The organism is Candidatus Zixiibacteriota bacterium, assembly GCA_020853795.1.
Taxonomy (GTDB): domain Bacteria; phylum Zixibacteria; class MSB-5A5; order CAIYYT01; family CAIYYT01; genus JADJGC01.
Map to the genome: position 1 here is coordinate 1 of JADYYF010000097.1, position 15003 is coordinate 15003.

Here is a 15003-nt window from a genome sequence, read left to right on the forward strand (position 1 = left end):
ACGCTCACCCCGCAGATCGCCTCCATCGCGTTGATCGAGCTCATCTGGTAGGCGATCGGGCAGATCCCGCAGATGCGCGCCGTGATGTCCGGAGCTTCGCGGAAATCGCGCCCGCGCAGGAACGCCTCGAAGAAACGCGGCGGCTCGAAAATCCTGAACTTGAGATCGCTGATTTTGCCGTCCTTGACCTTCACGTAGAGCGCGCCCTCGCCCTCGACTCGGGCCAGATAGTCAACCTTGATCGTGCGGCTACCTTTCATGGATCTCACTCTCTTTCCGGAACGGCTCGGCATAGGCATTGAATCCGCGGAAGGCGCGGACGATGCCGGGATCGTCGCTGCCGAGCTTTTGCCATTGACTCGCGAGCGATTCGGTGTTGGGAGTTTCTTTCGGTCCGAAGCAGCCATAACAGCCGCGGTTGTACGACGGGCAGATGGCATTGCAGCCGGCGTGGGTCACGGGCCCCAGACAGGGCGTGCCGTGCGCTACCATGACGCAGGGGGTGCCGCGCAGCTTGCACTCGACACAAACCGCATGCGGCGGCGTCACCGGCTTGCGGCCGGTCAGAAACGCGCTGATCACTTCGACCAGTTGCAGCTTGTTGATCGGGCAGCCGCGCAGCTCGAAATCGACGGCAACATGGTTGCTGATCGGCGTCGAGGTCGTCAGCGTTTCGATGTACTGCGGCGAGGCGTAGACAATCGAAGTGAACGCTTTGACATCGGCGAAGTTGCGCAACGCCTGGATGCCGCCGGCCGTGGCGCAGGCGCCGATTGTGACCAGAACCTTCGAAGCGCGCCGGACCTTGTGAATCCGCTCGGCGTCGTGCGCCGTGGTGATCGAACCCTCCACCAACGACAAGTCGTACGGTCCCTTGACGACCGCGCGGGAGGCTTCGGGAAAATTGGCGATATCGATTTCGCCGACGACGTCCAGCAGTTCATCCTCACAATCGAGCAGACTCAATTGACAACCATCGCACGAGGCGAACTTCCAGACAGCCAGTTTCGGTTTGATTTTCGTGGCCATGGCTAAATCTCCCGCTTGTAGAGGAGTTCGCGGATCTGGTCGTAGGCATACACCGGGCCGTCCTTGCAGATGAAGCTGTGCCCCATCTGGCAGTGGCCGCACAGACCGATCCCGCATTTCATGTTGCGTTCCATCGAGACGTAGACGCTGCTCATCGGTACGCCGCGCTTCTGCATTTCCAGCGCGACGTAACGCATCATGATCTCCGGCCCGCACACCATCGCGGTCGTGTTGAGCGGATCGAAGCCGGCCTTGGAGATCAACAGCGTGACGACGCCGACATTGCCGCGCCAAGCGGCAGAGCTGCGGTCAACCGTGACGTGCACCTCGACATCCAGGCGCGATCGCCAGGTTTCGAGTTCCTTGCGGAAGAGAATATCGGCGGGCGTGCGCGTACCGTAAAGCAGGATCACTTTGCCGTAGCGATGGCGCTCGGCCAGCACCTGGTAGATCACGGGGCGCAAGGGCGCCAGGCCGATGCCGCCCGCCACCAGAACGATGTCGTCGCCGGCGGCGCGCTCGACCGGCCAGGAATTACCGAACGGCCCGCGCAGTCCGATGACGTCGCCGGTCTGCAACTTGGCCATCGCCTTGGTCACCGTGCCGACCGCGCGCGTCGTGTGGATCAGCGGCTTGGGATTGGTGGGGTCGCCGGAGATGGAGATCGCCACCTCGCCGACGCCGTGCATGTAAAGCATATTGAACTGCCCGGCGGCGAAACAATGCTTACCTTTGCTCGACGCTGGATGCAGCTCCAGCGTAAAGGTGTCGTGCGTCTCGCGCCGTACCCGGTCGACCCGTGCCAGCGTCGGGACCATCGGGCCGGCAATCATGGTTTCCATATCAGTCTAACCTCTCAGAAATTGCTGCTGTACAGATCGAGCAACTGCAGAGTCGCACCCTGCAGGCGGTGTTCGATGACGTGCGCCAACCGCTTGGCCAGTTCGTAGCCGAGCACGGGATCTTCTTCGCACTTGGCGCGCAGGCACTTGGCATCGAGCGCGATCGCCCGGGTCAGTTCCATCGCCCGGGCATCAAAATGCCACAAGTAGGGCGGAAACAGCCACGACCAGCCGAGCACGTCGCCTTCCCGCACCGTGTGAATCGTCACCACGTGCCGCTTCGGCCCGTGAATCTCCAGATTCACCTGTCCGTGGCGCAGGATGTAAAACTCGTTGGCCTCTTGCCCCTCGCGGAAGATGAATTGACCGCCCTCGAACTTCACGTTGCGCGAACAGCCGACCATCAACTGCACATGATCCGGCCTCAAACCCCGGATGAACGGGTGCGCGGTCAGAATCGGTTCAAGCGTCTCCATCTTGACTCTCCTCTATTCATTTCGCCGATATTTCATACTTGCATCGTCGCCGACCGAATGGCCGCGGCTTCTTCCGTAATGTCAATTCCCACCGGACACCAGGTAATGCAGCGGCCGCAGCCGACGCAGCCGGAACTCCCGAATTGATCGTGCCAGTTCGCCAACTTGTGCGACATCCAGTGACGGTAACGCGCCGAGGCCGAGGTGCGCACGGCGCCGCCGTGGATGTAGGAAAAATCGATCGTGAAGCACGAATCCCAGCGCCGGGTCCGCGTCGCCTTTTTGCCGGTCAAGTCAGTGGTGTCCTCGACGGTAACGCAGAAACAGGTCGGGCAGACGAGGGTGCAATTGGCGCAATTGAGACAACGCTCGGCGACCGTGTTCCAGCGGGGATGTTCGTCGTTGCGTTGCAGCAATTCCTTGATGTGCGCCGTGTCCAACTGCCGACCCATCTTGCCGGCGGCCGTCGTCAACAGCTCGTCTTCCGTCTTCAGCGCCGCTTCGGTCACGACCGGCAGTTTGAGGGCGGCCAGCAATTCGTCGCCCCGGGCGCTGCCGGCATGAACCACGAAGTAGTGCTCACGATCACTACGCACTTCGGTCAGGGCCAGGTCGAATCCCTGCTGCGCCCGCGGACCAGTCTCCATTGAGGCACAGAAACAGGTGCCGCCGGGATGCGTGCAATTCACGGCAATCATCAAACATTTTTCGCGCCGCGCCTTGTAGGCCGGATCGGGATAAGGCCCCTCGATCAAGACTTTGTCCTGAATGGCGACCGCGCGCAGCTCACACGGGCGGACTCCAAAGAACGCGTACGACGGCGCCTCGTGGTCGACCGCCTCAATCTTGAGCTCGCCGTCGGCCATCTCGCCGCGCCAGAGCACCTGCCGCGCGGGATAGAGGTACTTCTTGACCGACTGGGGACCGACGACATACTCAAAGTAGGCGCCGGAACCGTTGCGGGTTAAACGATAATGACCGCCATCGTGCTCGTCATGGCAACCGACGGGCAACTCCGTGACTTGTTGCAGGCGATCCATGAGCACGGTGTTCTCACGAACACTCGGGCCGATCATTTCGTAGCCCGACTTGCGCAACAGGTCGATCAAAGTTTGGAGTTGGGTAGCGGCCAGAATTCCAGAGCGCGATTGCGACGAGTGAATCTCAGACATGATAGAATCCCTCTGCTCGTGCTGCGTGGTGGGCTGAGAGGCGCCGGCAAACTTGAACGATTTCTTCATGCTACAAACTTGGACTTATCAGATCAAAGTTTGATATTTCTGCTTCCGACAGTCTTCAGCCTTCCACTGCCTTATTCCCAGACAAACTATTCGACAGATCGGGCAAAGTCACGTGAAATTTCATACAATTGTGAAAAATGTCTCAAAGTTCAACTGTCTTAGTTTTGTCTAATAAACAGCAAGTTATTGTTTATTAACACATTACACAGAATCAGAATTCCCACCAACAAATAACAGTATACGATATTATGTGATAATCATTCACTTGCGGAGTCGCCTCGTCGCGATGTGCAGAAGACCATAATTCCCGGTGGGGTCACGTTGTGAGATCGAGCAAACTCTGATGAAGATGAAACTGCGATAGCAGTCCTTTCTGGTAGAATTTCCGCGCCTCTGATGCGCACTTCCGCGACGAAAAAATCAAATTAGGGTCTTGCCAAGTTCTTGTCGTGCCAATATATTGGCTACCGGAAATACGTATCTAACGGACACTGGACGACCAACGGTTCAGACGCTTCGTTTACCTCACCGAGCGTTGAAAAGTAACGCGGCTTAATCTGCCGAGACTGCCGGCAGCCTGAGCGCACCAGTGTCGTTGATTCTTTGCCGCATTGATGAACAAATAGGAATGACGTTCACGTGGGAAAGCGCAATTCTCCGCAACGGAAGAATGTGTATCGAGGAGGTGATCGGCAGACAGGCAAACAGTTCTCACGCTGTGAGACGACACGGTTTTCACTCTACAGCAACGTTTCACTCTGAAAGGAGCAAATGATGACGAGAAAATTCTCGCTACTTTTCCTTTTGGCGATTTTCGCTTTAGCGCTGTTCGGCGCCTCCGCCTTTGCGGCCAAGGCGACTGTCAGCAATAGCAATCACGTGTCGGAGCTGGTCGCGACTGCGTCCGCTTCGCTGCGCGATGCCAAAACCGACGAACCGTCGGCCGACCTCGGCCGCGGCATCAATAACTCGGTGTCCACGACGCTGGGTTATAACATGGCGGTCAATATCACCAACTCGACGTTGGTGACCCGTTACGACCTGCCCTCCAACCAGTCGGCCTCCCGTTGTATCCAGGTCGGCTGCCAGGGCCGCGTGCACGCCGTGTTCCATCAGACCACGACGATCGTGCCCACCCGCTACACCTCGTATTTCAACTACCAGGGTGCGCCGGCGACGGCGGCCACGACCCAAGAGTCGATTGGTACCGCGGGCAACGGCTTCCCGGATCTGACCGTGGACGGCACCGGCATTCCGGTCGCGGTGTACCACGCCGCGGCTACCGGCACCTATACGGCCATCGACCTGACCTGCAACGCCGGTGCGTTGTCGCAGTCGAACCAGTACCCGAACGGTACGGTTCAGACCGGTCCGACCGAAGGCCCGTATATTTGGCCGCGCATCACGACCGACGTCGACGGTTCGGGCAACTGGTTCGTGCACGTCATCGCGCACGAAACTCCGAACGATGCGACCGGTTACCAGTCGCTGGTCTACTGGCGTTCGCAGAACAACAGCCACCAGCCAATTACCGGCGGCAACGCCATCTTCATTGACTCGATGACCAACCTGTCGTCCTGCGTGACGGCCGACCCGTCGAGCCAGGAAGTGTCGATCGTGTACCTGAAGCCGCGTGTCTACGGCGATACTCTGTATGCCAACGACAACGTGGTTTACAAGCGTTCGACCAACCTGGGCGCTACCTGGGGTGCCCCGCAGAACATCTGGGTGCCGGAAACGGCGCGCGATCCGTTGGGCGCCAATTACTGGGAACGCCCGTGGGAAACCTCGGCCATGTATGCCAGCGACGGCTGTCTCCATGTTCTGATTCACTCGACCTGGTCCGACACTGGTCTGACCGGCGGCTACATCCTGATCTACCCGGCGAAGATCTACCATTGGGATGACTGCGCGACCACGCTGTCGACGGTCACTGATGCCTCGACCTACGCCGGCGGCTTTAGCTGCGCCAACAACCTCGGCGGCGTTGCCCTGCGCAACGTGGCCAAGGTGACTCTGACTGAGTGCACCAGCAACAGCAACCTGTACGCGATCTACACGCGTTACAACGACACCACCGAGTGTTCGGCGGGCGGCTTTGCCGTGGCGGAAGTTGTCGCCAAGGCCTCGTCGACCTGGGGCGCCAGTTGGGGCCCGGACTCGAACCTGACCAAGACGTTCTCGAACGGCTGTGCGGCAGGTTCCTGCTTCTCCGAATACAACCTCGGCTCGCCGGAACGCGTGGTTGACACGCTCCGCATTGTCTACATGGAAGACAAGGACGCTGGTATCTCCGTCAACACGAACGGTACCGCGACCAACAACCCAATCAAGGCTCTCAACGTGGGCTGCTTCGCCATGACGCAGTTCCGCCAACTGAGCTCCGATCCGGTGTCGTTCGTCTATCCGTTCCGCACCACTCCGGGCGGTACCCGTGACACTTCGATCACGGTGACCAACGCCGGTAACGTGTCTGTGCCGTACACCTGGGCGATCAACTACGTCTCCGGCTCTGGCTGGTTGGCGGATGGCGCCTTCAACGGCGGCGCGGCGCATTCCGGCACCGTGCCGTTCCCGGCCAACCTGGAGAAGATTGGTCTGCGCGCGACCGGTCCGGGTGCGCAGGGCTTCTATCAGGCGAATATCGTGTTGACCTACGAGAGCGGCACCAAGACGCTCACCGTCCCGGTCGACCTGTACAACTTCACGAATTTCTTCCTGCCGCAGGATCTGGATATTCGCACTTCGTGTGCGCGTCTGAGCGTCAACCAGACTTCGGAATCCGGCTCGAACGTCGACGGCAAGCGCTTCAGCTACTTCGCCGATCTGCCGAGCACCGCACAGGGCTACCTGTACGATGGTTTCCTGGTCCTGGGCAACAGCGCGACCAGCCTGACCTACTCGACCGCCGTCGACCTGACTGGCAACGGCGTCAACTTCCCGACGGTCAGCAATCCATTCGGATTCTTGTATGCGGCCACCGCGTCGATGACCGGTGACTCGACGACCTCGTCGATTCAGCGGACGGCGACCGGCAAGGGTTACAATCGTGACTCGACCCTGCAGTTTGACGTGACCTGGTATGCGTCGAAGATTCCTGATTCCTGTAACTTCTTCGTCGGCCAGTTCCGCATCTACAAGGGACCCAAGGCGGGTGCGGTCAACAACCTCACCATCGCTTACTACTGCGACTGGGACGTCCCGTCTGATACCGGCTCGAACAACTATGGCGGCGTCGATGCCACCAAGTACATGCTGTATCAGCGCGGCGGTTATCCGGGCGGCGTGGGCAACAACATTAACCGTTACGCGGGCTTGGGCGGCGCGCGCGAAGGCGGCAAGATCGTTGGCGGCTTCGTCGTCGACAACAACGTGTACATCTATCCGGAATCGGGATGGGAAAACGACTCCTTGTGGAATCGCATGAACATCCTCGCTCAGGATTCGTACAACGCGGGTCCGTTCCCGGATGCTCAGCCGACGCCGTCGGCCAATGCTGACGACCTGAGCATGGTGCTCGTACTGGCCAAGGGGCAGACGGTTGCGACCGCGGCTGATACCGTGTTCGCGGGCGTTGTCCTGGCCGGTCAGCCGGTTTCCGGCGGCACCTTGGCGGGCCTCAAGACGGCGATGGACCTTGGCTACAAGTTTATGTGTAACCGCAACCTGGTGCCGGGCGCTCAGCAGTGCTCGACCTGCAAGTGCGGTGACGCGGACAACTCGGGTGCCTGGTCGATCTCCGACGCTGTGTACTTGATTAACTACATCTTCGCGGGCGGTCCGGCTCCGGCTCAGACCTGCTTGGGCGATGCTGACGGGTCGAAGGCGATTTCGATCTCCGATGCGGTGTACTTGATCAACTACATCTTCGCGGGTGGTCCGGCTCCGGCTGGCTGCTAATCGCTTGATTGACTGGTCTCGTCATCGGACGAGACTGCAATAAAGCCGGCCGCATTCGGGTAACACCGAATGCGGCCTTTAATTTTGCGGCGGTGCGATTTCTTTCGGTGCTGGCGGCAGTCTATCTGCGCAGCGCGTCGGTGTCCTCAGCGAGTTCCGATTTGACGAACAGGTGCTTGCCGAGCGGCGTGCGCTCAATCTCATCGACGTACGCGACCGAAAACGCGAGCAGATCACCCGCCAGTTGCGTCAACGAGCCGAGCAACGCGACCTCGTCCCGAGCGCTGAAAGTGTTGCCGCGCACAATGCGTACGATTACATGATCGAGATCCGGCTGGTACAACTGCAGCGCCTCCACTCCCATGTTTTTGTCAATGAATTGCGCCAGGTGCCACGAGACGAAGACGTAGCCCTCGCGGGTGCGCAGATAATCCCGGGTGCGGCCGCCTTCGATCATCATCCGCGGATGTTGGCGCCCACACTCGCACAGACCGTCCACCAGTCGTCCCATGTCTTCGGTCTGATAACGGATGAGCGGGAAGGCGAAGTTGTGCAGGTTGGTGCCGATAATGCCGCCATGGTCGCCCTTTTCAAATTCCACGTAGGTGAGCTCGGAGTTGATGTGCAAACTGTGGGCGGCGCACTCACTCGCGGACACGGCATTTTCCCGCATGCCGTAAGCATCAAACAACTCGCAGCCGAATTGGCGATGGACATTGGCACGATCGCCCGGGCTTACCGTTTCTCCGACGACAAAGATCCCGCGAAACGGCAATTGGGCTGGGCGATTTTCTTCAAGGAACTTCCCCAGCACCCGTATGAAGCCGATCGAGCCGACCAGCATCTCCGGTTTGAACAGCCGGCAAATCTCTGCATAGCGCCGCAACCGGTCGTAATCAAGCCGTCCGGCGGAAAGCAACAGTGTGCGGCTGCGCGGATCGATGTACCAGCCCCGCTCTCCGCGTTCGGCGGCATGATGAATTTCGATGATGCACTTGCGCGCCCGAAAGTCGATCCCCGCCCAGGCGCGTGAGCGCCACGACACCGCCACGCGCATCTGCTCGGCCGCCGGGCTTTTGTAGACAACGAGCGGCGCGCCGGTCGAACCGCCGGTACGCGTTTCGATCAGGCTGGAAACCGAGAACTGGTCACTGGTGATTTCGCGGCGATAGCGCCGCACATCGGACTTCGTCATCGGTGGCAATTGCCGAAAGTCGGCGAACGATCGAATGTCCTCCGGCCTCGCGCCAAGTTCGTCAAAGCGGCGTTTGTAGAAGACGGTATGGCTGTAGGCGCTGCGCAGGAGTTCGGTAATCCGCGCCCATTGGTAGGCCGCAAGTTGGTCGCGGCTCCACCACTGCGTAGACTCCAGCCGGCGATAGCATTCACATTGACCGGCGCCCCAGCGGGTCTCATCGCTCAACCGGCGATAACGCCGATCGGCAATCGACTTGCCGAGGCAGATCAGGCGCGCGGCGGCGGATGCGGCGATCATCACAGTCTGGACGGTTCTCTATTGTGAAGTTCGGTTGCGTTGTCGGTAAAAGCGACCGATCCCGCCGGAAAAGCGGGATCGATCGGCTCTATTGGTAGCGCTACGGGGAGTCGAACCCCGGTTTGATGGCTGAGAACCACCCGTCCTAACCACTAGACGATAGCGCCGTGATGTCGATTGCAGCTGCGCCCTGAGAACGCAACGGGGTGAAGTATATGATTTCCGCGCGCGATTTCAAGGGAATTTTCGCGCCCAGATAAGCGCTTGACAGTCACGGACAGCGCTCGTACATTCGTGTTCTCATTGCGCCGCCGGAATGCGTATTCGTGTTGCGGTTCGGCGGTGGCAATGCCGCGCGAGAGTGGCGGAATTGGTAGACGCGCCAGACTTAGGATCTGGTGACTTCGGTCGTGGGGGTTCGAGTCCCCCCTTTCGCAAATTGACAACAGCTTCCCGGAATCACACACGATGAATTCCGGCGCCATACATTCGAACTTTGCCGACTGCACGTGTGCGAACGTGGCGGAATTGGTATACGCGCTAGACTAAGGATCTAGTGGTGAATAACCGTGGGGGTTCGAGTCCCCCCGTTCGCACCATTTTTTCATTTCCAGGAAAGGAATCGCGTTTGAGCGTTACTTTTGAACTCGCTCAGGGGGAAAAGTGCAAGCGCACCCTGAAAATCACCGTCGCCCAGGAAACGGTGCAGGAAAAATTCGATGAAGTCTTCCGCAAATTGAAGGCCGAGGCGCAGATTCCCGGCTTTCGCAAGGGCCGTGCGCCGCTGTCGACCATCAAGGCCCGTTATGGCGCTGCCGCCGCCCAGGACGTACTGGAAGACTTGATGGATGAATCGTATAAGGAAGCCATCCAGCAATCGGGGCTGACCCCGGTCGACTACCCGCACATCTCGGAGGTCGACTTCGGCGAAGGCAAGCCGCTCACCTACACGGCGGAGCTGGAGATTCGCCCGGAGATCAAGCTGGAGACGTACACCGGCTTTGAACTGAAGCAGCCGGATGATACCGTGAAGGATGGCGAAGTCAAGGAGATGCTTGAATATCTGCAGCGTAAGCACTCGTCACTGGAAGTGGTCGAGCGCCCGGCGCAGATGGACGATTTCGTTCTGCTCGACCTGGAAGTCCTGAGCGATTCCGGCGGTAAACTGGAACAAAAGAAATTCGAGAACGTCCAGTTGGAACTGGTCGAGGGACCGGTCGCGTCGCAGTTCGGCAAGCAGTTGTCGGGCCTGGACAACGGCGCCGAAACCGAGATCGAAATCGACTATCCGCAGGATCACTTTGATAAACGGTTCGGCGGCAGCCGGGTGCGATTCAAAGTCAACGTCAAGGCGATCCGGCACTTGAATTTGATCCCGCTGGACGAGTCTTTCTTCAAGCAATTCGACGAGAAGATCGCCACGCTGGAGGAATTTCGCGAGAAGCTGCGGGCCGATATCCAGGCCCGGAAGACCAAGGAAGCGACCGACGCGCTACGCGAAGAAGCTATCAAAGAAGTCATCGACAAAAACCGTTTTGATTTGCCCGACGCACTCGTCGAGCGCTATCTCGACCGGATGGTAGAGGATTATCGGAATAATTCGCAGGAGAAGATCGACGAGGAACAGGTGCGCCAGCAGTATCGGGCGGTCGCCATTCGCCAGATTCGCTGGGATTTGTTGTATCACGAAATCGCCGAAAAAGAGCAGTTGCGTGTAGAACAATCGGATTTGGATGCCTGGTTGCAGCGTTTTGCCGATAACTATAAGATGACGCTGGAACAGGCCCGCAAGACTGTTACAGACAATCGGCGAATTGCCGATCTCAAGGAAACGATTCTGGAACATAAGGTGATTGACTTGATCCTCAACGGTTCGAAAGTTGAGAAGGTCTTTTCGCCGATGGTTTCGCCCGAGCAGTGATTTCAAGGAGGACGCTTTGACGTACAACCAACTGATTCCGATTGTTGTTGAGCAGACCGGCCGCGGCGAACGCGCCTACGACATCTACTCGCGCCTGCTGAAGGATCGCATCATCTTCCTCGGCACCCCGATCGACGACAATATTGCCAACCTGGTCATCGCGCAGATGCTGTTCCTGGCGGCGGAAGATGCCAACAAGGATATCTTCCTGTATATCAATTCGCCCGGCGGCGTCGTGACCTCGGGACTGGCGATCTACGATACCATGCAGTTCATCAAGCCGAAAGTGGCGACGGTGTGCATGGGGCTGGCGGCCTCGATGGGCGCCTTCCTGCTGGCGGCGGGCGCGGCGGGCAAACGCTCGGCGCTGCCGCATTCGCGCATCATGATCCACCAGCCGCTCGGCGGTGCCCAGGGTCAGGTCAGCGATCTGGAAATCCAGGTCAAGGAAGCCGTGCAACACAAACAGCGCCTCGCCGAATTGCTGGCCAAACACACCGGCCAGCCGATCGACAAGATCATGTCCGATACCGACCGCAATTACTTCATGTCGGCGGCAGAGGCGAAGGAGTATGGCCTGGTGGACGAAGTTTATAACCCCGAATCCAAGAAGTAACGAAGAGGAGCGAAGAGGCAAGACACAATGGCCGGCACCAATAAACGAATCGAACGCTGCTCGTTCTGCGGCAAGGACGCCTTCAGTGTGCGCAAGCTGTTTTCCGGTTACAATGCGCACATCTGCGACCAGTGCATCGAACTGACGCATGACATGCTCGACGACGTGCCGCGTAAGAAATCAGTCCAGCGGCCGGTCAAGATCTTCAAGCCGAAAGAGATTCGCGCTTTCCTCGATCAGTATGTCATCGGCCAGGACAAGGCTAAGAAGACGCTCTCGGTCGCGGTCTATTCGCACTACCAACGCATCTTCAATGAAGCCGAAACGGCCGACGTCGAGATCGAGAAGTCAAATATCCTGATGCTCGGGCCCACCGGCACGGGCAAGACCCTGCTGGCGCAAACGCTGGCCAAGATGTTGTCGGTGCCCTTCAGCATCGCCGATGCCACGGTGCTGACGGAAGCCGGTTACGTCGGCGAAGATGTCGAAAACATCCTCGTCCGGCTCTATCAGGCCGCCGATTACGACAAGGAACGCGCGGAAATCGGCATTGTTTTCATCGACGAAATCGACAAGATCGCGCGCAAAACGGCGAACCCGTCGATCACTCGCGACGTTTCGGGTGAGGGCGTACAGCAGGGATTGCTGAAGATCCTCGAGGGCACCGTTTCGAACATCCCGCCCAAAGGTGGTCGCAAGCACCCGGAACAACCGTTCGTGCCGATCGACACGCGCAACATCCTTTTCATCTGCGGCGGCGCTTTTGATGGTCTCGACAAGATCATCGCCCGGCGCGTCGGCAAGCAACAGGTCGGCTTCAAAACTGAATCCAAGAGCGTTGACAAGGACGACGTGGCCGCGCTGCTGCACATGGTGCAGACCGAGGACTTGTTGGAGTTCGGCTTGATTCCGGAACTGATCGGGCGGTTGCCGGTGGTGTCGGTGCTCGATCCGCTGTCGGATGAAGCCTTGCACCAGATTCTGACGGAGCCGAAAAATTGCCTGACGAAACAGTATCAGAAGTTGTTCCAGCTTGATGGAATTGAGCTGGAGTTTACGCCCGCGGCGTTGAACGCCGTCGTGCAGGAGGCCAAAAAGCGGAAGACCGGCGCGCGCGCGCTGCGGTCGATCTTTGAAGAGAAAATGCTGGACATTATGTACGAGGCGCCCTCGTACCGCAACGTTTCCAAGATCATCATTACCGACGAAAGCATTACTTCCGACGCGCCGCCGATTATCGAGCGCTCGACCAAAACCGGCAAGGCGAGCGCCTGATCCCGACAATGCTCTATAGCTACGGTTCGGAAAAGCTGACGATCAGCGAATACCTGCCGGTTCTGCCCGTGCGGGATACGATTGTTTTCCCCTACATGGTCTACCCCATGATCGTCGGCCGGCAGTTCTCGGTCGAAGCGCTGCAAGAGTCGATGCTGCGCGACAAGCAAATCCTGCTCCTGGCCCAAAAAGACAAAGAGATCGAAAACCCCAAGGCTGATGACCTCTACCAGTTCGGCACCGTCTCCCGCGTACTGCAAGTCATGAAACTCTCCAATGGCACGATGAAGGTGTTGATGGAGGGGATTGGCCGGGCTGCGGTCAAACGCCTGACGCCCGCCGACGGTTTCATCGGCGCCCATATCCGCCTCGAACACGACGCCTTCGACAGTGACGACTTGCGCCTGGAAGCCCTCTCGCGCACAGTCACGACAGCCTTCACCGACTATGTCAATTTGAATCGCCGCCTGCCGGATGAGATTCTGTCTTATACAACGGAAGTCGGCGATCCGGGCAAACTGGCGGATGTGGTCGCGGCGCACGTGCTCTTGCCAATCGAGTTGCGGCAGCGACTTCTCGAGACCGTATCGGTCACCAAGCGCCTGGAACTTCTCGCCGGTAGCTTGTCGAGCGAGATTCAGATTCTCAAGCTGGAACAGGAAATCGACAGCGGCGTGCGCGAGTCTCTCAACAAGACCCAGCGCGAGTTCTATCTGCAGCACCAGCTCAAGGTGATCAAGGAAGAACTGGGGCAGTTTGACGACGCCGCCGATGTCACCGACTACGAGGAGCGCATTGCCAAAGCTGGAATGCCGGAAACCGTCGCCAAGAAAGCCTCGGAAGAAGTCACCCGCCTGAGCCGGATGCACTCCTACTCTGCCGAGGCCAACGTTATTCGCGGTTATCTGGACTGGTTGCTGGCGATGCCGTGGAAGAGCAAGACACCGGATCGTACTGACTTTACGGAAGTCGAAAAGATTCTCGACGGCGAGCACTTCGGCCTGGCAAAGGCCAAACGGCGCATCCTCGAACATCTGGCCGTGATCAAGCTGGCCAAAAACGTCAAGGGCCCGATTCTCTGCCTGGTCGGTCCGCCCGGAGTCGGTAAGACCTCGCTGGGCAAGTCGATCGCGCACGCGCTGGATCGTAAGTTTGCGCGCATGTCGCTGGGCGGTATGCGCGATGAAGCGGAGATCCGCGGCCATCGCCGCACCTACATCGGCGCCATGCCGGGACGAATCGTGCAGATGCTCAAGAAGGTCGGCAGCGCCAATCCGGTGTTTCTGCTCGATGAAATCGACAAGATCGGCATGGATTTTCACGGCGACCCGGCTTCGGCGCTCCTGGAAGTGCTCGATCCGGAGCAGAACGCTACCTTTCAAGATCATTATCTCGAGTGCGAGTTCGATCTATCGCACATCCTGTTCGTGACCACAGCCAATACGACCACCGGCATTCCGCGACCCCTGCTTGATCGCATGGAAATGATCGAACTGCCCGGCTATCTCGAATTCGAGAAGGTGCAGATCGCCGAGCAGTTTCTGATTCCGAAGCAGAAAATCGAGAGCGGGCTGGAGAAGCGCCGGATTACGATTGCACGACCGGTCCTGGGCGCCATCATTCGCGACTACACCCGCGAGTCGGGAGTGCGCGAGCTGGAACGGCAGATTGGAACGATCATGCGGCAGATCGCTCAGCGCGTCGCCAAAGGCGACCGCAAAAAGACCTTCACCGTTACGCGCCCAGACTTGAGGAAGTATCTCGGTGTCCGCAAGTACTTCGACACCGAACTCGGCGTCGCCATGATCGGCAAAGCAATCGGCTTGGCCTGGACGCGCACCGGCGGCGAGATTCTGCCGGTGGAAGTCACCCTCACTGAGGGCACCGGCCGCCTGACCCTGACCGGCAAGCTCGGCGAGGTAATGCAGGAATCTGTGCGCGCGGCACTGACCTACCTGAAATCAAAGGCGCACGGCCTGAAAATCGAAAAAGACGTTTTTAAGAACACCGATATCCACCTGCACCTACCGGAAGGCGCCGTACCAAAGGACGGTCCGTCGGCAGGGATCACCGTCTTGGTGGCGCTCTGCTCGGCCTTCACCAAACGATATGCCGCTAAAGGACTTGCCTACACGGGTGAGATCACACTCTCCGGAGAGGTGCTGCCGGTCGGCGGATTGAATGCCAAGCTGATTTCGGCGGTGCGCG

Annotated in this window: 11 protein-coding genes and 3 tRNA genes; 7 read left to right on the plus strand and 7 right to left on the minus strand. The window is 58.8% G+C overall.

All coding sequences use genetic code 11. The features are described from left to right. From IT585_07415 to IT585_07435, 5 genes are all read right to left on the minus strand, one after another. Positions 1-260, minus strand: a 260-nt coding sequence (locus IT585_07415; GenBank protein MCC6963065.1) for a nickel-dependent hydrogenase large subunit, incomplete at its 3' end; no start/stop codon positions are given. After that, positions 250-1029: an oxidoreductase gene (locus IT585_07420; GenBank protein ID MCC6963066.1), complete on the minus strand. Its 780-nt coding sequence runs from the start codon at positions 1027-1029 to the stop codon at positions 250-252. The genes IT585_07415 and IT585_07420, both read right to left, overlap by 11 nt. A 2-nt stretch (positions 1030-1031) precedes the next feature. After that, positions 1032-1862, minus strand: a complete 831-nt coding sequence (locus IT585_07425; GenBank protein ID MCC6963067.1) for an FAD/NAD(P)-binding protein — start codon at positions 1860-1862, stop codon at positions 1032-1034. Positions 1863-1885: 23 nt separating this feature from the next. Then, the gene (locus IT585_07430; GenBank protein ID MCC6963068.1) at positions 1886-2347 is read right to left on the minus strand and encodes a cyclic nucleotide-binding domain-containing protein; all 462 of its coding nucleotides are present in this window, start codon (positions 2345-2347) and stop codon (positions 1886-1888) included. 32 nt (positions 2348-2379) lie between these two features. Beyond that, positions 2380-3519 carry a 4Fe-4S dicluster domain-containing protein gene (locus IT585_07435; protein ID MCC6963069.1) on the minus strand — a complete coding sequence of 380 codons (1140 nt, stop codon included), beginning with the start codon at positions 3517-3519 and terminating at the stop codon, positions 2380-2382. 840 nt (positions 3520-4359) lie between these two features. Between IT585_07435 and IT585_07440 the strand changes: the two genes are divergently transcribed. Further along, positions 4360-7488 (plus strand): hypothetical protein, encoded by a 3129-nt coding sequence (locus IT585_07440; GenBank protein ID MCC6963070.1) that lies wholly within the window; start codon positions 4360-4362, stop codon positions 7486-7488. A gap of 121 nt (positions 7489-7609) precedes the next feature. Here the strand turns inward: IT585_07440 and IT585_07445 are convergent, their stop codons facing one another. Then, complete coding sequence (locus tag IT585_07445) at positions 7610-8983, minus strand: phenylacetate--CoA ligase family protein (protein MCC6963071.1); 1374 nt, start codon at positions 8981-8983, stop codon at positions 7610-7612. Between the two features lie 92 nt (positions 8984-9075). Continuing rightward, positions 9076-9150 (minus strand) — tRNA-Glu (locus IT585_07450). A gap of 188 nt (positions 9151-9338) precedes the next feature. On the opposite strand from IT585_07450, the gene IT585_07455 reads away from it, so the two are divergent. The 6 genes from IT585_07455 to lon form a co-directional block, all read left to right on the plus strand. Beyond that, positions 9339-9420 (plus strand) — tRNA-Leu (locus IT585_07455). A 76-nt stretch (positions 9421-9496) separates the two neighbouring features. Further along, positions 9497-9582, plus strand: a tRNA-Leu gene (locus tag IT585_07460). A 29-nt stretch (positions 9583-9611) separates the two neighbouring features. Next, complete coding sequence (gene tig, locus IT585_07465; protein ID MCC6963072.1) at positions 9612-10904, plus strand: trigger factor; 1293 nt, start codon at positions 9612-9614, stop codon at positions 10902-10904. A gap of 31 nt (positions 10905-10935) precedes the next feature. Beyond that, on the plus strand, positions 10936-11520 hold the full coding sequence (gene clpP / locus IT585_07470) for an ATP-dependent Clp endopeptidase proteolytic subunit ClpP (GenBank protein ID MCC6963073.1): 585 nt from the start codon (positions 10936-10938) through the stop codon (positions 11518-11520). Between the two features lie 27 nt (positions 11521-11547). Continuing rightward, positions 11548-12795, plus strand: a complete 1248-nt coding sequence (clpX, locus tag IT585_07475; GenBank protein MCC6963074.1) for an ATP-dependent Clp protease ATP-binding subunit ClpX — start codon at positions 11548-11550, stop codon at positions 12793-12795. 8 nt (positions 12796-12803) lie between these two features. Beyond that, the coding region (lon, locus tag IT585_07480; GenBank protein MCC6963075.1) for an endopeptidase La at positions 12804-15003 on the plus strand (2200 nt) is incomplete at its 3' end.